This window comes from Acidimicrobiales bacterium, assembly GCA_035316325.1.
GTDB lineage: Bacteria > Actinomycetota > Acidimicrobiia > Acidimicrobiales > VFJN01 > DASXTK01.
In genome coordinates, this window is sequence record DATHJB010000136.1 from 16,164 (window position 1) to 35,937 (window position 19,774).

General features: G+C 72.3%; 17 protein-coding genes. 4 read left to right on the forward strand and 13 right to left on the reverse strand.

Annotated features, from left to right (window positions below; genetic code table 11):
* Positions 1-5: 5 nt before the first annotated feature.
* The 5 genes from VK611_18165 to VK611_18185 all read right to left on the reverse strand — a co-directional run bounded on the left by VK611_18165 (position 6) and on the right by VK611_18185 (position 5,067).
* Positions 6-899, reverse strand: coding sequence for an SDR family oxidoreductase (locus VK611_18165; protein ID HMG43262.1), 894 nt, complete (start codon positions 897-899; stop codon positions 6-8).
* A gap of 23 nt (positions 900-922) precedes the next feature.
* A complete protein-coding gene (locus tag VK611_18170; protein ID HMG43263.1) occupies positions 923-1,606 on the reverse strand; it encodes a nitroreductase family protein in 684 nt (227 codons plus the stop codon).
* Positions 1,603-2,808 carry an amidohydrolase family protein gene (locus VK611_18175; GenBank protein ID HMG43264.1) on the reverse strand — a complete coding sequence of 402 codons (1,206 nt, stop codon included), beginning with the start codon at positions 2,806-2,808 and terminating at the stop codon, positions 1,603-1,605. The genes VK611_18170 and VK611_18175 overlap by 4 nt, the downstream gene beginning before the upstream one ends.
* 73 nt (positions 2,809-2,881) lie before the next feature.
* Complete coding sequence (locus VK611_18180) at positions 2,882-3,919, reverse strand: acyl-CoA dehydrogenase family protein (GenBank protein HMG43265.1); 1,038 nt, start codon at positions 3,917-3,919, stop codon at positions 2,882-2,884.
* Positions 3,916-5,067: an acyl-CoA dehydrogenase family protein gene (locus tag VK611_18185; GenBank protein HMG43266.1), complete on the reverse strand. Its 1,152-nt coding sequence runs from the start codon at positions 5,065-5,067 to the stop codon at positions 3,916-3,918. Before VK611_18185 ends, VK611_18180 begins: the two co-directional genes overlap by 4 nt.
* Before the next feature lie 85 nt (positions 5,068-5,152).
* Here VK611_18185 and VK611_18190 point away from each other — a divergent pair, with 85 nt between their 5' ends.
* Positions 5,153-5,803, forward strand: coding sequence for a cysteine hydrolase (locus tag VK611_18190; GenBank protein HMG43267.1), 651 nt, complete (start codon positions 5,153-5,155; stop codon positions 5,801-5,803).
* A 41-nt stretch (positions 5,804-5,844) separates the two neighbouring features.
* Here the strand turns inward: VK611_18190 and VK611_18195 are convergent, their stop codons facing one another.
* The gene (locus tag VK611_18195; GenBank protein HMG43268.1) at positions 5,845-6,438 is read right to left on the reverse strand and encodes a nuclear transport factor 2 family protein; all 594 of its coding nucleotides are present in this window, start codon (positions 6,436-6,438) and stop codon (positions 5,845-5,847) included.
* 91 nt (positions 6,439-6,529) lie between these two features.
* Between VK611_18195 and VK611_18200 the strand changes: the two genes are divergently transcribed.
* Positions 6,530-7,312, forward strand: coding sequence for an SDR family oxidoreductase (locus tag VK611_18200; protein HMG43269.1), 783 nt, complete (start codon positions 6,530-6,532; stop codon positions 7,310-7,312).
* 18 nt (positions 7,313-7,330) lie between these two features.
* Here the strand turns inward: VK611_18200 and VK611_18205 are convergent, their stop codons facing one another.
* From VK611_18205 to VK611_18220, 4 genes are read right to left on the reverse strand one after another with little or no spacing between them, the layout of a single operon-like run.
* Positions 7,331-7,765, reverse strand: a complete 435-nt coding sequence (locus VK611_18205) for a nuclear transport factor 2 family protein (GenBank protein HMG43270.1) — start codon at positions 7,763-7,765, stop codon at positions 7,331-7,333.
* 44 nt (positions 7,766-7,809) lie between these two features.
* Positions 7,810-8,739 (reverse strand): VOC family protein, encoded by a 930-nt coding sequence (locus tag VK611_18210; protein ID HMG43271.1) that lies wholly within the window; start codon positions 8,737-8,739, stop codon positions 7,810-7,812.
* 10 nt (positions 8,740-8,749) lie between these two features.
* Entirely contained in the window at positions 8,750-10,906 is a 2,157-nt protein-coding gene (locus tag VK611_18215) for an acyl-CoA dehydrogenase (protein HMG43272.1), read from the reverse strand.
* Between the two features lie 16 nt (positions 10,907-10,922).
* A complete protein-coding gene (locus tag VK611_18220) occupies positions 10,923-12,209 on the reverse strand; it encodes an amidohydrolase family protein (protein ID HMG43273.1) in 1,287 nt (428 codons plus the stop codon).
* Between the two features lie 110 nt (positions 12,210-12,319).
* Here VK611_18220 and VK611_18225 point away from each other — a divergent pair, with 110 nt between their 5' ends.
* Complete coding sequence (locus VK611_18225; protein HMG43274.1) at positions 12,320-13,165, forward strand: coniferyl-alcohol dehydrogenase; 846 nt, start codon at positions 12,320-12,322, stop codon at positions 13,163-13,165.
* Positions 13,166-13,215: 50 nt separating this feature from the next.
* Positions 13,216-14,691 (forward strand): aldehyde dehydrogenase family protein, encoded by a 1,476-nt coding sequence (locus tag VK611_18230; GenBank protein ID HMG43275.1) that lies wholly within the window; start codon positions 13,216-13,218, stop codon positions 14,689-14,691.
* Positions 14,692-14,712: 21 nt separating this feature from the next.
* On the opposite strand, the gene VK611_18235 is transcribed toward VK611_18230, so the two are convergent.
* Genes VK611_18235 through VK611_18245 form a run of 3 tightly spaced genes read right to left on the reverse strand, consistent with a single transcriptional unit; the run spans position 14,713 to position 19,611 of the window.
* Positions 14,713-15,468, reverse strand: a complete 756-nt coding sequence (locus VK611_18235; protein ID HMG43276.1) for an ATP-binding cassette domain-containing protein — start codon at positions 15,466-15,468, stop codon at positions 14,713-14,715.
* Positions 15,465-18,224: a branched-chain amino acid ABC transporter permease/ATP-binding protein gene (locus VK611_18240; protein HMG43277.1), complete on the reverse strand. Its 2,760-nt coding sequence runs from the start codon at positions 18,222-18,224 to the stop codon at positions 15,465-15,467. Before VK611_18240 ends, VK611_18235 begins: the two co-directional genes overlap by 4 nt.
* 19 nt (positions 18,225-18,243) lie before the next feature.
* Complete coding sequence (locus VK611_18245) at positions 18,244-19,611, reverse strand: ABC transporter substrate-binding protein (GenBank protein HMG43278.1); 1,368 nt, start codon at positions 19,609-19,611, stop codon at positions 18,244-18,246.
* Between the last annotated feature and the right edge of the window lie 163 nt (positions 19,612-19,774).

Genomic DNA, 19,774 nt, shown 5'->3' on the forward strand with positions numbered 1-19,774 from the left:
AGGCGTCAGGACACGTCGGCCATCGTCGTCCGGGGGGTGGCCTCGGCCAACAGCTCGCGCACGGCGGCGTCGACCTCGGCGGCTTCGGTCGGCACCTTCTCGCTCGACGGCCCGCGGCGCCAGCCCTCGGCGATCGCCAGCACCAGGCCCGACGATTCGATGACCTGCCCGGTGACGTCCGCCGACCGAGGTGACGCCAGCCAGACGACGACCGGTGCCACCCAGCGCGGATCGAAGCGCTGGACCATCTCGTCGGGAAGGTCGAGGTCCTCGGTCAGGCGGGTCAGCGCGCCGGGCGCGACGGCGTTGACCGTGACCCCGTAGCGGACGAGCTCCTGGGCGGCGATCTGGGTGAACGTGGCGATGCCCGCCTTGGCCGATCCGTAGTTGGTCTGCCCGGGGTTGGCGTAGAGGCCGGCGACGGAGGTCGTGTTGATGATCCGGGCGTCGTTGGCCTGGCCCGCCTTGGCCCGGTCGCGCCAGTGCTCGGCGGCGAAGCGGGATGTGGCGAACGTCCCCTTGAGGTGCACCCTGACCACCGCGTCCCACTCCTCTTCGGTCATCGAGAAGAGCATGCGGTCGCGCAGGATCCCGGCGTTGTTGACGACGACGTCGAGGCCGCCGAAGGCGTCGATCGCCTGGGCCACGATCCGCTCGGCACCGGCGAAGGTGCTGATGTCGTCGGTGTTGGCGACCGCGTGGCCGCCGGCGGCGACGATCTCGTCCACGACGGAGCGCGCCTGGCCCGCGTCGCTGCCCGAGCCGTCGCGAGCGCCGCCGAGATCGTTCACCACGACCTGGGCGCCGTGCCCGGCGAGCCGCCGGGCGTACTCCCGCCCGAGCCCTCGACCACCGCCGGTGACGATGCACACCCGTCCCTCACACAGTCGATCAGACATCTACTCTCCTGCCTCCTACCTGGTCACAGCGACTGGTCCCAGCGATCGAGCGCGGCGACCTCCTCGACCGGCTTGCGCCGCACGGGGCCGTGACGGCCGCGCGGCCAGCCGACGACGACCAGCGCGGCGAGCATCCACTCGTCGGGCACGCCCACCGCCGCGCGCAGTCCGGCCTCGCCCGCCACGTGCCAGCCGGTGATGACCGTGCCCAGACGCTCGATGCGGGCGGCCAGCAGGAAGTTCTGCATGGCCGGGTAGACCGACGCACCCTGCAGGAGCGGCGTCGCGCCGCGCTGGTGCCGGACGGCGAAGAGCACGGCCGCGGGGACGGTGGCGGCACCGTCGTGGAGCTCGAACACGGCGCGAGCCGACCGGGCCCGGGATGAGCGGTCGTCGGGCGCGGGCCGTTCCAGGCGGTAGACGTGCTGGGTGACCTCGAGCGCGCCGCGGGCGCCCTCGGCGATCGCGGCGCGAGCCTCGGGCGAACGGAGCACCACGAACCGCCAGGGCTGCTGGTTGCCGCCCGACGGCGCCCAGGTCGCCGCCTCGAGGCACCGCCGCAGGATGCCGTCGTCGACCGGCGCGTCGGTGAACCGCCGGATCGAGCGCGCCGTGCGCATCACCTCGCGCAGGTCCTCGCCCGCGCCGGAGCCTCCGTCGAGCCCGGGGGCCGCCCTGCCCGGCATGGCCGCCGGCTCGTGCGTCATCGCCCGGAGAGCTCGCGCAGGTTCTCGCGGAGGGCCTTGCGGCGCTCGTCGGCCGTGAGGCCGGCGAAGTCGGGCAGCCAGGCCCGGGGCTCGGCCAGTCCCTCCGGGTGGGGGAAGTCGGACCCGAGCAGGATCCGATCGGCGCCGATGTGGCCACGTAGGTCGACGATGTCGTCCTCGTAGAAGGCCGCGATCCACACATGCTCGACGAACGACTCCACCGGGTCGCGCTCGAAGAGCTGTGGCGTCTTGCCGTAGCTCGAGCGGAAGCGCCGGATCAGGTCGTGCACCCACCCGGCTCCCAGCTCGAGGCTGGCGACCCGCAGCTCGGGGTGCCGGTCGAAGATGCCGTGGCACACCATCGCCGCGATCATGTCGAAGATCGGTCGCTCGATGTTGACCGAGAGCACCTCGGTGAGGGGCGAGCTCTTGAGGCCCGAGTAGCGGCTGGACTCGCCCCAGTCACGGATGTACTTGCCGTAGCCGGAGTCGGCCGCGTGGATGGCGGCGACGACACCGGCCTCGGCGAGCATGGCCCAGACCCGGTCGTGGGCCCGGTCACCGGGCGACCGGGGGCTGCCGGGGACGGCCACCGGCGCCGGCCGGAAGGTCACGAAGCGGGCGCCCCGGTCGAGCGCCCGCTGCACCTCGGCCTCGGCCCGCACGGGGTCGACGAGCGAGATCATGGGGCCGGTCTGGATGCGACCGTCGCGGTCGTAGCCCCAGTCGTCGTCGAGCCAGCGGTTGTAGGCGCCGAACACGGCGTAGAGCGCGGCGGGGTCGTCGAGCAGCATCTCCTCGAGCCCGAGGCCCAGGCTCGGCAGCAGCCAGGTGAAGTCCACCCCCTGCCGGTCCAGCAGCGCGACGCGCTCGTCGCGATCGCGGTACTCGGGCTGCAGCGGGTGCATGGCGATGATGTCCCTGATCGGGGCGCCTTCGACGTTCTCGGCGCGGAAGTACCGCTCGAGCGATCCGGGGACCCCGACTGGGTCGTAGGTCGGGTTCGGCACGACGGTCAGGAGACGGTCGTTGACGAGGAGCGTGCGCCGTCCACCCATCTCGATCCAGCGCACGACATGACGGAACTCGGGGTCGAGATAGCGGGTGAGGGCGTCCTCCGCCTCGTAGTAGTGCTCGTCGGCGTCGTAGAGGCCGTAGTCGACCACGGGCGCTTCGGCCCTCGTCTCCCCGGCGAGCGACATGGCTGTTCCTCCACAGTTGACGAACTCGTCAAGTATGTCACCCCGGGCTCGATCGGCAAAGGCCGACCGTCGCTCAACCGGTGATCGTGGGGAACAGCTCGTCGGCGCCCCCGGCCACCAGGCCGGCGCCGAGGACGCGCCGCCACGACCGGGCGTCGCCGTACTCGTGGCGCCAGGCCCACAGGCGACGCGACATGTGGTGCAGGGGGTACTCGCGCGTGACCCCCATCGCCCCGTGCACCTGGTGGGCCGCCCTCGTCGCCTCGACCGCGGCCTCGTCGGCGACCACCTTGGCCGCGGCGACCGCGACGTCCGCCGGGCCACGGGCCAGCTCCCGCCCCGCCACGTCGGCCGCCATCGCGGCCCGCGCCGCCGCCTCGGCGACCGAGACCAGATGGTGCTGGACGGCCTGGAAGGCGGCGATCGGGCGACCGAACTGCTGGCGAGCGTGCGCGTAGTCGACGGTCAGCTCGCCGAGCCGATCCAGCGCGCCGGCGGCCATCGCGACCCGGGTGAGCGCCCCGCGGCACCGCAGCGCCCTCCCGTCCACGCCGGCGGGTGCCGTGGCGTGCTCGAGATCGGCCAGGTCGACGGCGAAGCGCACGCGGTCGCGCGGCTCCCCCGCCAGGTTCGACCGCGACGTGATGTCGAGCTGGTCGGGCGTCGCCGCCACGACGAGCCAGGCGGACGACGTGGGGACGAGCGCCAGGATCCGGGCGGCGCGGTGCGCCCAGGCCACGACGGCCTCGCCCTCGACGCGGCCGGCAGCCACGCGCAGCGCACCGGGGTCGGGCACGACGGTGGCCGGGCCCGAGCCCACCGGGAAGCCGACGCTCGCCGCGAGCCAGCCGGCGAGCACCCCCGTCTCGGCCACCGGCACCGGCGCCGCGTGGCGACCGACGGCCCGCAGCACGGCCAGCGCGTCGGCCAGCGTCCCGCCCGGGCCACCCGCGTCCTCCGGCACCGAGATCCAGGGGAACCCGGCCTGCGCCAGCGGGTCCCAGGCAGCGGCGCACCACCCCTCCGCCTCGGCGCGCTCGACGACCGCGAACGTGCAGGCCTCGGCGAGCAGGCGGTCGACGGTGTCGACGAGGACCGGGTCGACCTTCACCGGCTTCGCAGGCCCTTGGCCACGACGGAGCGCAGGATCTCGTTCGTCCCGCCCCGGATGGTGAACGAGGGCGCGGTGAGCGTCGCGGCGACCAGGAGGCGCTCGAGCCCGGACTCGGCCGGCAGGCCGGGCTCGTGGTCGACGAGCGCCACCACCGCGTCCAGCACGTCCTGCTCGAACCGCGTCCCCACCTCCTTGACCAGCGCCGCCTGGAGCGACGGCGCCTCCCCGCGGTCGACGGCCCGGGCGATCGACAGCGACAGGTTGTGCAGCACCCAGTACATCGCCCCCGCACCGCCCAGCAGGTCGACGACCTCGCCCGGCACATCACCCTGCTCGTGCGCCCGCAGCAGCTCCTCGACGACGAGATAGGTGCTCAGCCACCGATCCGGCCCACCGCGCTCGAACGCCAGCTCGGAGGTGTTCTGCGCCCAGCCGTCGCCCACCTCGCCCAGGACCAGGTCGCCGGGCACGAACACCTCGTCCAGCACGACCTCGCAGAAGTCGGCGCCGCCGTCGATGAAGGGGACGGGGTGGGCCTGGAGGCCGGGCGAGCGCAGGTCCACGATGAGCTGCGACAGGCCCAGGCGCTTGTCGCCGGTGTCCTCGATCGGCGACGTGCGGCACAGGACGATGATCCAGTCGTTCTCGTGGGCGAGGGTCGTCCAGACCTTGCGCCCGGACACGACCCAGCCGTCGCCGTCGCGGATCGCCCGGGTCGACAGCGAGGCGAGGTCGCTGCCGCTGTCGGGCTCGCTCATCCCGATCGAGAACGACAGCTCGCCCCGGGCGATGCCGGGCAGGAAGCGCTGCTTCTGCGCCTCGGTCCCGTAGCGGGCGATGACGGGGCCCGACTGACGGTCGGCCACCCAGTGGTGCCCGATCGGCGCGCCCCAGCGGAGCAGCTCCTCGGTGACGACGAAGCGGTCGACCGCGGTGCGGTCGTGGCCGCCGTAGCGCGTGGGGAGGGCCATGCCGAGCCAACCCCGCTCGCCGAGCCTGGCCGAGAAGGCGGGGTCCTTGGCACCGTTCATGCCGAGGCCGGGGGCGAACGACCCCCGCGGCAGCTCCTCGACCAGGAAGGCCCGGACCTCGGCCTGCAGCGCCCGCTCGCCTGCGGTGAGCTCGGTCGGCTCGAACTGGATCATCGCCCGATGCCCTCGGCGCTCACGACGTGCACCGGACGCTCCGGTGCCCTCGGTCTTGACGATTCCGTCAAGCTAAGCTCGCGACGTGACGACCAACCCACCGGACCCGTCGACCACCGCCGTGCTGTTCGTGGAGTGCCAGAACGGTCTGCTCAGCGCCGAGCACACGATCATGCACACCATCGCCAAGGCCGCCGCACCCGTCATCCCCGCGATGGCTCGGCTCGCCCAGGGGGCTCGGGCCGCGGGCATCCTCGTCGTGCACCTCACCTACGTGCCGGTAGCCGGCAACCGCTCGAGCAACCGCCGGCCACCGCTGTTCGAGCGGCTGGTCGATGCCCAGGCCGACTGGCACGCGGACCACCCGGCCACGCAGGTGATCCCCGAGATCGGGGTCGGCCCCGACGACCTCGTGCTCCCCCGCCACAGCGGCTTCTCGCCGACGTACGGCACCGAGACCTACAACCTGCTGAGGAACGTGGGGGTGCGCACGATCGTCTTCGCCGGCATCTCGGCCAACGTGGCGATCCCCGTCGCCTCCACCGAGGCGACGGACGAGGACTTCGACGTGGTCATCGCCCGCGACGCCGTCGCCGGCGCCCCGGCCGAGCACGTCGCATCGATGATGCGCCACACCCTGCCGTTCGTCGGCACCCTCTGGACGGTCGACGACCTGCTGGCCGCCTGGGGCGTGGCGGCCCCGGCCCCGGCCCCAGCCGCGGCAGGACCTGGCTGACCGCGACCGGGCGAACGGGGGCGGGAGGACCACCACCCGCCTCAGGATGCCCGTGCGCCGAAGGTCATGTCGCTCAGCCGGGTGATCGGCGTGACGTCGTCGCGCCCGTACCAGGACGGCGTGGGCCGGTCCCCCGGCGCCGGTCGCGCCCAGTCGACCCACGGGCCCCAGTCGAGGCGCGAGAGCCGCGGCTCGTGCTCGGGGCCGTGCGCCTGGCAGGCCGCCGCGTACCGCTGGTTGAAGCGCTTCATGTCCTGCACGGTCCACCAGTCCTCCTCCGAGGACCACCTCCCGCCGCCCGCGTACTCGATGACCTGCAGCGACGGGAACTCGATGGGCGGCTCCCCCGGCTCGAGGTGGTCCGCCCGGTTGCGCACCTCGTAGACGATCCGGTCGCCGTCGATCACATACCAGACCAGCACCGAGTACACGTGGGACGCGAACGACATCGTTCCCTCCAGGAACCGTTGGATCTCCGACGGCCCGTGGAACGTGCCCCAGAAGTGGTCGTGGTAGACGGCGTCGTCGGTGAACAGCTGCGACCAGGCGATCCAGTCCTCCCCGGCGATCCCGGTCAGGAAGTAGCGGCGGAACGCCTCCTCGACCTCGGCGCGGTCGTGCCCGTCGTCGCTCATCGCGAGCCCTCCTCGGTGTAGACGTCCACCCCGCCAACGTACTTGACAAAACCATCAAGTTCTCGCCCACCCGAGCCGGTAGGGTCACCGCATGACCGTCGTCATCTCCGGTGCGGCATCGGGCATGGGCGCGGCCACAGCCGCCCGCCTCGCCGCCACAGGGCGTGTCGTCATCGGCGTCGACCGGGCCGGCAGCGACGTCGACGCCGACCTCGGCACGGCGGCGGGCCGTCGCCGGGTGATCGAGGAGGTCGCGGGGCGAGAGATCGACGGCGTCGCCACGTTCGCCGGCGTGTCCGGCTTCGGAGGCCGCCAGGGCTCCACGGTGGTGTCCATCGACTACTTCGGCAGCATCGAGATCCTGGTCGGCCTCCGGCCTGCACTGGCCCGCACGGCCGGCGCCGCGGTCGCCATCAGCTCCAACGCGGCGACGACCGCGCCGAACGTGGACGACGACCTGGTCGACGCCTGCCTGGAGGGAGACGAGGAGCGGGCTCGTGCCCTCGCCGACGCGGTCGGCGGTCCCGCGGCCTACTCCTCGGCCAAGCTGGCGGTGGCCCGCTGGGTGCGGCGCCAGGCGCCCGGCCAACCCTGGGCCGGACGTGGCGTCCGGCTCAACGCCGTGGCGCCCGGGCACATCGAGACGGCGCTCACGGCGGAGATGCGCCAGGAGCCGGAGTCGGCGAGGGTCATCGAGCGGACACCCCTGCCCATCGGCCGGCCGGGCGGGCCCGACGACATCGCTGCGTTGGTGTCGCTCCTCCTCGGCGACGAGGGCCGGTTCTTCGTCGGATCGGTCGTCTACCTCGACGGCGGCACCGACGCCCTGCTCCGCCCCGACGACTGGCCCGCCCCCCGCCGCCGGCACCCCTGACCGCGACGGGAGCCCTGGCTAACCGTCCTCGCGGACGAACAGCGAGCGGGGGTCCCTGCCGTCGACGGTCACCCGGCGCTTCGAGAACCGCCAACGCCCGTCGGTGGCCCGGTACTCGTCGACGTAGCGGCCCCAGTGGTCGAGCCCGACGGCGGTGAGCACCAGGTAGTGGCAACGCCCCGTCGCCTCGGACGGGCTCAGCAGGTCGATCTGGTGCGTCGCCGTCATGTGGCGCAGGTACACGGGTGCGTCGCCGAAGTCGGCGCCGTCCCGGCTGGTCGTGAAGATCGAGCGGATCTCGTCGTGCCCCACCTTCGGCCCTGAGCCGGCCACGTCCATCACGGCATCCGGCGTGAACAGCTCGACCACCTCGTCGAACCGTCCGGTGTCCCCGTTGGCGTTGTACCGGGCCACGAGGTCCCGGATCGACTCACGCGCCACGAGCGCCCACATCTCCACTGCAGTCTCCCTGGGTCGGCTGACGCCACCTTGCCCGCTCAGGGGCGGAACGCCTCCCGCGGGCGTTCGACCAGCTCGAACGGCACCCCGTCGGGATCGCTCAGGAAGCAGATCCACATGTCGGGCACCGGCGTACCCCGCAGCTCGATCGGCATCGGTGCCCGATCGAAGGTCCAGCCGGCGGCGCACAGCGCCTCGTAGGACGCGCGGGTGTCGTCGACGCCCACCGCGGCGCGGTACAGGCCGGCGTGGTTGGGGTCGCGGGTGTGCCGTCCGTGGGAGGCGGGGGCGCGCCACTGGACCAGGATGGCCTCGAACGCTTCGTCGGGGAGCCGCAGGCGCACCGCCTCGGCGTCCACGGAGTCGGCGCGGCCCAGGAAGGCGGCGTCCTTCAGGGACTCGGTGGCCAGCACCTCGAACCCCATCCCCTCGTACCACCGCCGCGAGCGCTCGAGGTCGGTGCAGGTGATCCGAAGGTGCCGCATGCGGGTCTCGTCCTCGGGCACGGTGGCGTCGGCCACCAGGTCGAGCGTCACGCCGGTGGCATCCCGCAGCGTCGTCCACTCGGTGCCGAACGGCGACCGTCCCGTCCCCACGACGGCGCACCCCAGCCCGCCGAGGCGCTCGGTCACCTCGGGCAGGTCGGGCACCGAGACCCCGAGCGCCTGGATGCCGACCGCGGTCGGATCGTCGACGGGACGGCCGGTGAGCGGCGGGTCGATCCAGCTCTGCACCTCGACCGCGGGGCTCGTCCGTGGACCACGGGCGTCGAAGACGAAGTCCGCGCCGCCCTCCACCTCGCCGGGCAGACCGAGGATCGCACCGTCCGACCGCTCCACCGGGGTGCCCATCACACGCCGCATGGCCAGGCCCTCGACCAGGAACTGCGTCACCGGCCCGGTGTCCGAGCAGCAGTAGCAGACGTGCAGGAACCTCCGGGCCGGCCTGACGGCATCGTCGTGGGTCATAGCATCTCCCTCAGCGCTGGAGCGGGTCCCGAGGCAGGCCCAGGAGCCGTTCGGCGATGACGTTCCGGATGATCTCCGAGGTGCCCCCGGCGATGGTGAGGCAGCGGCTGAACAGGTACCCGCCGGCGACCTCGGGCTCCTCGTCCCCCACCCCGCCCAGCCCGGTGAGCCGCATCCCGAGCTCGGTGACCCGCTGCGCGTGCTCGGCCGAGACCAGCTTGGTGATGTTGCCCTCCGGGCCCGGCGGGCCACCGGCGAGCGCCCGGCCGATGTGCCGGAGGTTGAGCGCGGCCATGGCGTGGTCCTCCGCAAGGAGGACGCCGACCTGCCGCGCCGCTCCGTCGTCACCCGCCAGGTAGCGCTCGGCGAGCGGCACGAGGTCGGCGGCCCGCAGCTGGTCGAGCCCGCCCTCGTTCCCCCCGATCGACACCCGCTCGTTGCCGAGCGTCGCCCGGGCGACGGCCCAGCCCCGGTCCACCTCGCCGACAACGTCCTCGTCGGGCACGAAGACGTCGTCGAGGAAGACCTCGTTGAACAGCGTCTCGCCGGTCAGCTCGCGCAGAGGGCGCACCTCGACCCCCGGGGCCTCCATGTCGATCGCCAGCGTGGTCAGGCCGGCGTGCTTGGCCGCCTCGGGATCGGTGCGCACGGTGGCGAGGCCGCGGTTGCTCCGGTGGGCATCGCTCGTCCAGACCTTCTGGCCGTTGACGACCCAGCCGCCGTCCACGCGACGTGCCCGGCTCTGGATGGCCGCGGCGTCGGAGCCGGCGCCGGGCTCGCTGAACAGCTGGCACCAGCGGAGCTTCCCCTCGAGGCTCGGACGGATCCAGCGCTCGATCTGCTCAGGTGTGCCGTTCTGGATCAGGGTGGGCAGCACCCAGGTGCCGATCCCGAGGTCGGGTGGGTCGACATCCACCAACTCCTCCTCGATCACGAGCTGCTCGACCACGTCGGCTCCCCGGCCCCAGGGCTTCGGCCAGTGGGGCACGAGGTAGCCCGCGTCGATGAGCGCGGCCCGGCGCTGGCCGACGGGCAGAGCGTCGTAGCGGCCCCTGAACGCCCGGACCGCGCGCCGATGGTCGTCGGCCTCGGGCGGCAGGTCGACGGTGAGCTCGAGGCGCGCCCCGGCCGCGGTCAGCTCGGTCACCTCCCCGGGGGCCGGCCCGTCGCCGCCGAACAGCGCGGCCAGCGAGGCGGCCCGCCGCAGGTGGAGGTGGGCGTCGTGCTCCCACGTGTAGCCGACCCCGCCGTGCACCTGGATGTTGCGCTCGGCGCAGCGCCGGTAGGCGGGCAGCGCCTGGGTCGCGGCCACCGCCGCCGACAACCGGGCCTGACCGTCGTCGGCTGCCGGTCGGGCGGCGGCCCACGCGGCCGCGGCGGCCAGCTCGGCGTCGACGAGCATGTCGGCGCAGTGGTGCTTGACGGCTTGGAACGATCCGATGGGCCGGCCGAACTGCTCGCGCACCTTGGCGTAGTCGACGGCCGCCTCGGTGCAGGCGCGGGCGCCGCCGGCCGCTTCCGCCGCCGCGAGCACGCGCCCGATGCGGCGGGCCACCGCCACTCCCCCGGTCAGCAGGTCGTCACCCGCCACCTCGACGCCGTCCGCTCGCATGCGGGCCAGTCGACGCGTGGGGTCCAGGCCGTCGGCCTGCCGCACCGTGAGCCCCGGACTCGACGCCGCCACGACCGCGAGGTCCCGACCGACGGGGACGAGGAGCAGGTCGGCGAGCGCGCCCCCGAGCACCGGCCAGGCGCCGCCGTCGAGCCGGCCGCCTGCGCAGGTGAGGAAGCCGTCCAGGCCGACGGCACCGATGGTGGAGCCCGCGGCCAGGCCCGGCAGGAGCCGAGCCTGCTGCTCCTCGGTGCCGACCGCCGCGATCACCGCGCCGGCCAGGACCGTCGGGAGGAACGGGCCGGGCATGACCACCCGGCCGATCTCCTCGCACACGATGGCGAGCTCGGGGATGCCGTACCCCTGGCCACCGTGTTCCGCGGCGAGGTGCAGGCCCGTCCAACCGAGGCCGGCGAGCTCCTCCCAGAAGGGTGGCAGCGACTCGGTGGCGGCCTCGAGCGTCGCCCGAGCCGCCGCGGTGGCCTCGCGCTGAGCGAGCAGGGAGCGCGCCACCTCGCCGAGGGCACGATGGTCGCCGGTGAGGGCTGTCGACACAGCGCCTGCTCGTCGTCTATTCGTCGATCGCGGCCGGCCGGGCGATCGAGGCGAGCTCGTTCGCCGAGGTGGCACCCTCGTTGACCCGGCCGAGGCTGCGGATGGAGGTGTCGACGTCGGCCGCCTCGGCCCGCAGGGCACCGACCGTGGAGTCCTCCTTCGACCGGACCGAGAAGGGATCGAGCTGGAAGACGCGCAGGGCGTTGAGGTGGGTGATCTGGTTCACCTCGTCGTCGGGGATGCCGGTGAGCGACTTGCCGAGCAGCTCGGGCGAGTGCGGCCAGGTGCTGTCGGAGTGCGGGTAGTCGCACTCCCAGGTGATCGAGTCGATCCCGACCCGGTGGCGCTGCTCGAGACCGCTGGCGTCGTCGATGAAGCAGGTCACGATGTGCTCGCGGTAGACGTCGCTGGGGCGCGAGCCGCCGAAGTCGGCACCGGTCCAGGCGTGGTGGTGCTCGTAGACGTAGTCCATCCGCTCCAGCGCGTACGGGATCCAGCCGATCCCGCCCTCGGACATCGCGATCTTGATGTCGGGGAACTTCTTGAAGATCGGGGTCCACATGAGGTCGTTGAGCGCGAGGTACGCGTTCATCGGCGTGATGGCGATCATCACGTCGGCCGGTGCGTCGCTGGCGGTGAGGATCAGCGACGACGACGAGCCGATGTGCAGGCAGACCACGGTGCCGACCTCGGCGCAGGCGGCCCAGAAGGGGTCCCAGTGGTCGCTGTGCAGGCTGGGACGGCCGAGCTTCTCGGGGTTCTCCGAGAACGTCACCGCGTGGCACCCCTTGGCGGCGATGCGGCGCACCTCCTCGGCCATGAGCTGCGGGTCCCAGAACGGCGTGATGGCGCAGGGGATGAACCGCCCCGGGTAGGAGCCGCACCACTCGTCGATGTGCCAGTCGTTGTAGGCGCGCACCACCGCGATGGCCACGTCCTTGTCCTTCGCCCGGGCGAAGAGCTGGCCGCAGAAGTGGGGGAAGGTGGGGAAGTTGAGCGATGCCAGCACGCCGTTGGCGCTCATGTCACGCACGCGCTCGTGGATGTCGTAGCAACCCGGCCGCATCTGGTCGTACCGCGTCGGGTTGAGGCCGTACTCCTCCGGTGGGCACCCGGCGACGGCGTTCAGGCCCATGTACATGGCGCGCTCGTCCCCGAACTGCCAGTACTCGCTGCCGTCGTCGTCGGTGAGCACCCTCGGCGCCACGTCGCGATAGCGCTCGGGGATGTGCTGGTCGAACAGGCCCCGCGGCTCGATCACGTGGTCGTCGACGCTGACCAGGATCAGATCATCAACGTTCATGAGTCCCCCTCGTCCCGAACTTGACGATACTGTCATCTTAGAGGACGAGCGGCCCTACCGCCAGGGGTGCCTGAGCGAGGGCGGGCCGCAGGGGAGAAGGGGGACCCGACGTGAAGGACCTGCACCGCTACGACGGCAAGCGTGCGCTGGTGGTCGGCTGCTACTCGGGGATGGGGATGGCGACGGCGAAGGTCGTGCAGTCGCTCGGTGCCGAGGTGCACGGGGTGGACGTGCGGGAGCCCGACTACGACCTGGCGGCGTTCACCCTCTGCGACCTGCGGGACCGCTCGCAGGTCGACAGGCTCCTGGCGTCCCTCGACGATCCTGTCGACTGCGTCTTCTACTGCGCCGGCCTCCCCCAGACCAAGCCGCCCCTGGACGTCGTGACGGTGAACTTCGTCGCCATGCGCCACCTGGTGGAGGGCGTGCGCTCGAGGATGCCGAACGGCGGTGCCATCGCCGTCATCTCGTCCAACGCCGGGTTGCAGTTCATGGAGCGGATGCCCGTGATCCTCGATCTGCTGGCCACCGCAGGGTTCGAGCAGGCGCAGGCGTGGTGCGAGCAGCACGCCGACGTCGTGGCCGACGGCTACGGCTTCTCCAAGGAGGCCATCATCGTCTACACGATGCAGAGGGCCACCGAGCTGTGCGGCGACGGCATCCGGCTGAACTGCATCAGCCCGGGCCCCACGACCACGCCGATGATGCCGGAGTTCGACAAGGCCCTCGGTGGGCACGAGCTCATCGAGGCGTTCTACGGCCCGATGCGCCGTGAGGCCCGACCGGAGGAGATGGCCTGGCCGCTGGCGTTCCTCAACAGCGAGGGCGCCTCGTTCGTCACCGGGCTGAACATGGTGGTCGACGCGGGCTTCGTCGCCGGCGTGACGACCGGCCAGATAGACGTCGCCGCCCTGATGGCACGAGGACAGGCGGCGCTCGCCGCCCGCAAGGGTTGACCCACGTCGCCCCCCGAGCGCGGCGTGGTCGCGCACCCGAAAGGAACCCCATGACCGAGACACCGAGCTTCACCGGCGAGGCCCGGATGCTGATCGACGGCCAGCTCGTCGAGGCCGATTCGGCGCGGCGCTTCGAGAACGTGAACCCCGCGACCGAAGCGGTGCTGGGTGAGGTCGCCGACGCGTCGCCCGCGGAGATGCGGCGGGCGATCGTCGCCGCGCGGAGGGCGTTCGACGAGACCGACTGGTCGACCAACCGGGCGCTCCGCAAGCGCTGCCTCGAGCAACTGCAGACGGCACTGGAGTCCGAGCGGGAGGACCTGCGCCACGAGCTCGTCGCCGAAGCGGGAACGCCCGTGATGCTCACCTACAGCGCCCAGCTCGACGCGCCGTTGGAGGACTCGCTGCGCTACCCGGCGAAGCTCGTCGACGAGTTCCCGTGGGACCGAGCCCTGCCGGACGGCGCGCTCATGGGGATGACCAGTCGTCGAGCGGTCTGGAAGGAGGCGCTGGGCGTGGTCGGAGCGATCGTCCCGTGGAACTACCCGTTCGAGGTCACGATGAACAAGATCGGGCCGATCCTCGCCACCGGCAACACCACGGTCCTCAAGCCGGCGCCCGACACACCGTGGAACGCGACGCGCCTCGGCCGGCTGGTGGCCGAGCGGACCGACATGCCGCCGGGGGTCCTCAACGTCGTGACGTCGTCCGACCACCTGGTGGGCGAGGAGCTGACCCTGTCGCCCCTGGTCGACATGATCTCGTTCACGGGATCGACCGCCACCGGCAAGCGCATCATGGAGAAGGGCGCCGCCACCATGAAGCGGGTGTTCCTCGAGCTCGGCGGCAAGTCCGCCATGATCGTGCTCGACGACGCCGACTTCCCGAGCGTCGTTCCCTCGGGGATGACGGTGTGCATGCACGGCGGCCAGGGCTGCGCGATGCAGACCCGCATGCTCCTCCCCCGCTCGCGCTACGACGAGGGTGTCGAGCTGATCACGCAGGCCATGGGCGCCGTCCCCTACGGCGACCCCACCGACCCGAACGTGTTCATGGGCCCGCTGATCAGCCGCAAGCAGCTCGACCGGGTGTTGGGCTACGTCGACAGGGGACAGGAGGAAGGGGCCGAGCTGGTCGTCGGCGGGGGTCGCCCCCAGCACCTCCCCGAGGGCTACTTCATGGAGCCCACCCTGTTCGTCGGCGTCGACAACTCGATGACCATCGCCCAGGAGGAGATCTTCGGCCCCGTGCTCGCCGTGATCCCGTACGACGACGATGACGACGCGGTGCGGATCGCCAACGACAGCGGCTACGGCCTGTCCGGCGGCGTGTTCTCGGCCTCCGACGAGCGCGCCACCGCAGTGGCGCGGCGGATCCGCACCGGCTCGATCGGCGTCAACGGCGGGCTGTGGTATGGCGCCGACTCGCCCTACGGCGGGTACAAGGCCAGCGGCATCGGGCGCCAGAACGGCCTCGAGGGCTTCGAGCAGTACCTCGAGACCAAGGCGGTCGCCTGGCTCCGCTGACGTTCTGACGCGCGCCGCCTGTCAGCGATCGTTCGTGCCGTTGGTGTCGAACGAGGACGACAGGTAGACCGCCTCGACCTCGAGCAGCTGGCCGGAGACCTCCTCCGCCGTGCCCGAGAGCACGACGCGGCCCCGTTGCAGGACGTAGACCCGATCGGCGATCGCCAGCGCCTGGCGGACGTGCTGCTCCACCAACAGCACGCCGACGCCGCGCTCGTCGGCGGCCGAACGCAGCTGCGCCAGCAGCCGGGCCGCCACCATCGGTGCCAGCCCGAGCGACAGCTCGTCGGCGAGCAGCATCCGCGGCTCGCGGCCGAGGGCCCGGGCCAGGGTCAGCATCTGCTGCTCGCCACCCGACAGGAGCCCGGCCTTCCGCGGGAGCAGGCCCTCCAGCTCCGGGAAGAGCGACACGGCCTCGGCGACCCCCACCCCGGCGAGCCGCAGGTTCTCCGAGGCGGTGAGGTCCATGATGACCGACCGCTCCTCGGTGATGAAGCCGAGCCCGTCGCGGCAACGCCGGTGCATCGGTGCGGCCGTCGCCCCGCCGAACAGGTGCACCTCGCCGCTCGCCGGCGTGATCTCGCCGGCCAGCGTCAGCAGCGTCGTGGTCTTCCCGGCGCCGTTCGGACCGATCAGCGCCACCACCTCCCCGGCGCCGACCCGCAGGTCGAGGTCGTGCACCACCATGACCTGCCCGTAGCCCGACGACAGCCGACGGCATTCGAGGAGCGTGTCCGTCGCCGCCGCGGTCCGGTCGCCGTCCAGGTTCGCGCTCATGGGTCACCCACCATCTGTTGCTGGGGCTCGTCGACGGTCTCGGTCTCGGTGGGAGCGCCCCCGAGGTAGGCGGCGAGGACGGCGGGGTCGCGACGGACCTCGTCGGGGGTGCCCGAAGCGATCACGCGCCCGGCATCGAGGACGACGATCCGGTCGCACGTCGACATCACCAGGCCGACGTCGTGCTCGATGAGCAGGACGCCCATCCGGCGCTCGTCGGCGAGGCGCCGGATCAGGTGGGCCAGCTCCCGGCTCTCCGACTCGTCGAGGCCGGCGGCCGGCTCGTCGAGCAGGACCACCGACGGCGCGGAGGCCACCGACCGGGCGATGCCCACCAGGCGACGCTGCCCGTAGGGAAGCTCGTCGGGCTTCCGGGCCAGGGAGTCCTCGAGGCCGAACTCGCGGATCGCGGCCACCGCGGTGTCCGGCATCGGGTGCTGCCCCGGCCAGACGAGGTCGGTCACCCACGACAGCCGGCTGCCGCTGTCCGCCCCGGCGCGGATGTTGTCCTCGACCGACGTGTCCTCGAACAGCTCGAGCGACTGGAACGAACGCCGCAGGCCGTGACGGGCTCGCCTGCTCGTGCTCCAGCCCTCGATGCGCGCGTCGTTGATCGACACGGTGCCGGCCGCGGGGCGCACGAAGCCGGTCACGGCGTCGATGATCGTCGTCTTCCCGGCGCCGTTGGGCCCGATGAGGCCGACGACCTCGCCCGGAGCGACGTGGAAGCCGACGCCGTCGACCGCGGTCACTCCCCCGAAGCGCACCGTCACGTCGCTCACCCGCAGCGTCACCGGGTCGACGGGCGCGGCGGCGCGCTCCACGAGCTCGGGGGCCGGCGGTCGGCGGGGCCCGAGGTGGAGGCGGCGGACGAGCGACCTCGTCCCGTGCACGGCGACCTCGGCGATGCCGTCCTGCTGGGTGACGATCACGACGAGGAGCAGCACGCCACCGACGACCGCGTCCCACGCACCCAGGTTGAGCAGGTCTTCCATGATGCGGGTCCCGAGCCCGCCGATGGCGTTCGGGGCCGAGAAGGCGGCGCCGACGACGTAGCCGAGCCCGCCGATCACCGCGTACGCCACCGCGTTGATCGAGGCGAACGCGTTGAAGCGCTCGTAGGTCACCGTCGACGACTGGAAGCCCACCAGGACGCCGCCGAGCCCGGCGATGGCCGCGGCCACGCCGAACGCGTAGAGCTTCACCCCGAAGACGCTGATCCCCAGTGACGCGGCAGCCCGCTCGTTGGTGCGGACGGCGATGAGCCGGCGCCCGGTGCGAGATCGCCGGAGGTTGGCGACGACGATCGCCGACAGCACGAAGCCGACCAGGCAGACCACCGCCCACCGGTGGGGGTGGGTCGACGCGTCGACCTCGTAGCCGAACACGTCGGCGGGACCGACCCGCGTGCCGCCGTCGACCCCCTCGGCGACCCAGCGGCCGTTGGCGAAGACCACCTCCCGGACGGTGAAGCCGAGACCGAGCGTGACCACGGCGAGGTTGACGCCCCGCGTGCGCAGGGCAGGGAGCGCGAAGAGCAGCCCGGCCGGGATGGTGAGGAAGATGCCGGCCGGGATCGCCACCTCCATGGGCCAACCGGCCCGCAGGATCAGCGTGCCGGCCAGCAGCGCCCCCGTCCCGGCCATGGCCCACTGTCCCAGCGACACCTGCCCGGCGTACCCGGTGAGCACGACCACCGACAGCACGACGACGGCCGAGGACAGCGACACGTAGGTCGCCGCCGCCCACCGGTCGTCGAAGACGCCGAACAGCAGGACGAGCAGGACGAGCGAGGCGACCGCGACACCGCGGAGGTTCAGCTGGCCGGTGCCGAGACGGGGCAGGCGGTCGGTGACGTGGCTGCGGAGCGGGAGGCCGCGACCCCGGATCACCAGGACGACCAGGATGACGAGGAACGGCACGGCCCGGTTGAGGCCGGTGATCTGGTCCTGACCCAGGAAGTCCTCGATGTCGGGGCGGTACAGCGTCACCAGGCTCTCGCCGATGCCGACCACCATGCCGCCCGCGAGGGTCAGGGGAAACGAGCGGAACCCGCCGAGCAGGGCGGCCGCCAACGCCGCGACGGTCACCACCAGCGTGAAGCCCACGGTCGAGAGGCCGGTGAGCGGGGCCACGAGCACGCCGGCCAGGCCCGCCACCCCGGCACCGACGCCCCACGTCAGGCTGGACAGGAACTTCGGCGACCAACCGAGGGTCTGGACGGCCCGCTCGTTCTGCGCCGACGCGCTGATCGCCAACCCCACGCGGCTGTACCGGACCACCGCCCACAGGGCGACGGTGACCACGAGCGTCACGCCGACGATGTAGAGCACCTGCTCCTGGACCCGGACGCCGCCCCAGTCGAAGGTGTCGTGGGGGAGGAAGGGCGGGACCGGCTGGTTGGCCGCCCCGTACTTCATCTCGACGCCGGCCTGCACCACCGCCAGCAGCCCGAGCGTGGCGATCAGCCGGGTGATCGGCGCCGCCCGGGCCAGCAGGCGCAGGACGAGGAGCTCGAAGGCGAGCGCCGTCACCACCGCAGCCAGGATCCCGAGGACGATCGACGGCCCGATCGCCATCCCCTGGTCACGCTGGCAGGTGAGGAACGTCAGGTACGACGCCAGCACCCCGAGGGCCCCGTGGGCGAAGTTCACGATGCCCGACCCGCGGTAGACCAGCACCACGCCCTGGGCGAACAGCGCGTACGACGACCCGAGGCCCAGGCCGATGAGCGTGAACTGCAGGAGCTCCTTCATGTCGACCGTGTCTCCCCCGTCATCCGGCGGTGGTGGTCGTCGTCCCTTCCCCACCGGCGCTCGGCTGTTCGTAGTCGGTCTGGCCACCGAGCTCGGCCACCACGTTCATCAGGTCGTCGGCCACCTCGAACCCGCCGGTGCCGGTGTCGAAGGTGACCTCGTAGTACCAAGGTTGCGAGACCCGCTCGAACGGGCCCGGGCCGGTCACGCTCGCGTTCGGCGTCCAGGGCGGGATCAGGTTGAAGTGGTCGACGTCCTGGGCGGCGTCGAAGGCGGCGGTGACCGCCTCCCGTGAGACGTCGTCCGGGTCGCCGAAGTCCTCGATGATCCTCACCAGGGAGTAGACCGCGAGCCACGAGCGGAACGGGCTGCTCTTGATCTGGTCGCGCTCGAGCTCCGGCTCGCCCGAGGCCGACAGGTCGGCGATCACGTCGGCCAGGATCGGCCAGCGCTCCTGGTCGCCGGTGACGGGAGGCAGCTCTGCGTTCAGAACCAGCTGGTCGGCGAAGTCGCCGAACTCCTCGATGTCGGCCTGACCGAACGTGCCCAGGCTCGCCGAGTAGGTCAGCTCGCTGCCCAGCTGCTCGGCCGCCTGCAACACCTGGACCGCCTCGTTCTCGCCGAGCGGCAGCATGACGCCTTCGGCGCCGGCGTCCTCGGCGGCCAGGATGAACTGCTGGAAGTCGGTGGTCCCGGCCGGCACCGGGATGGTCGCCACGAGCTCGGCGCCCGCGGCGTCGAGCATCGGCTGCATCGCTCCGAAGAGCGACGCGATCGTGGGCGTGTCGACGTGGATCACGGCGATCTTCGTCATGCCTTCGCGCAGGAGCGGCGGAAGCATCATGAACGTCGTCCCCGTGCCGCCGGCCCCGATGGCGTAGGTCACCGGCGAGCTCAGCTCCTCGACCGCCGGGCTGAGACCCATGCGCGGCAGGCCCGCGGGCTCGAGGACATCGATGACCCCCTGCGGGTTGAAGCTCGTGGTGTCGTTCATCGTGGCGACGATGCCGTCGTCGACGAACTGGCGCGCGCAGTCGACCTCCTTGTTCGGATCGGCCGCGCTGTCGCACGTGGTCAGCTCCATGCAGTGGCCGCCGACGCCGCCACGGCCGTTGAACGCGTCGACCGAGGCTTCGAGCGCCGTGACCTGGTCGATCAGCGACAGCACCGGCGACTCGAAGACGGTCATGATGCCGACCGGGTAGGGGTCGAGCGACGTGTCGCACGGTCCGTCGTCCCACAGCAGGCCCGAGGGCTCGGCGTCCCCGCCATCCGACGCCCCGTTCGGCGCATCACCCGCATCACTGTCGTCGTCGCCGCAACCGGCCGCGACCATCGTCAGCACCGCGCACACCGCGGCGATCCTGAACCACGTCTCACGTTTCATCTTGGGGTCCCCCTGGGTGCCTGACGTCGCTGGTGCGCCGCCATGGCCGCTGCCGTCTCCAGGCGAGCGACCGTCGACGGCCGCACGCCCCTGAATCCCCACCCACCCGTCTCGCTTCTCCTGAGGCTGTCGGCCCCTTCTCCGAACGCCTCTCGCCAAACTT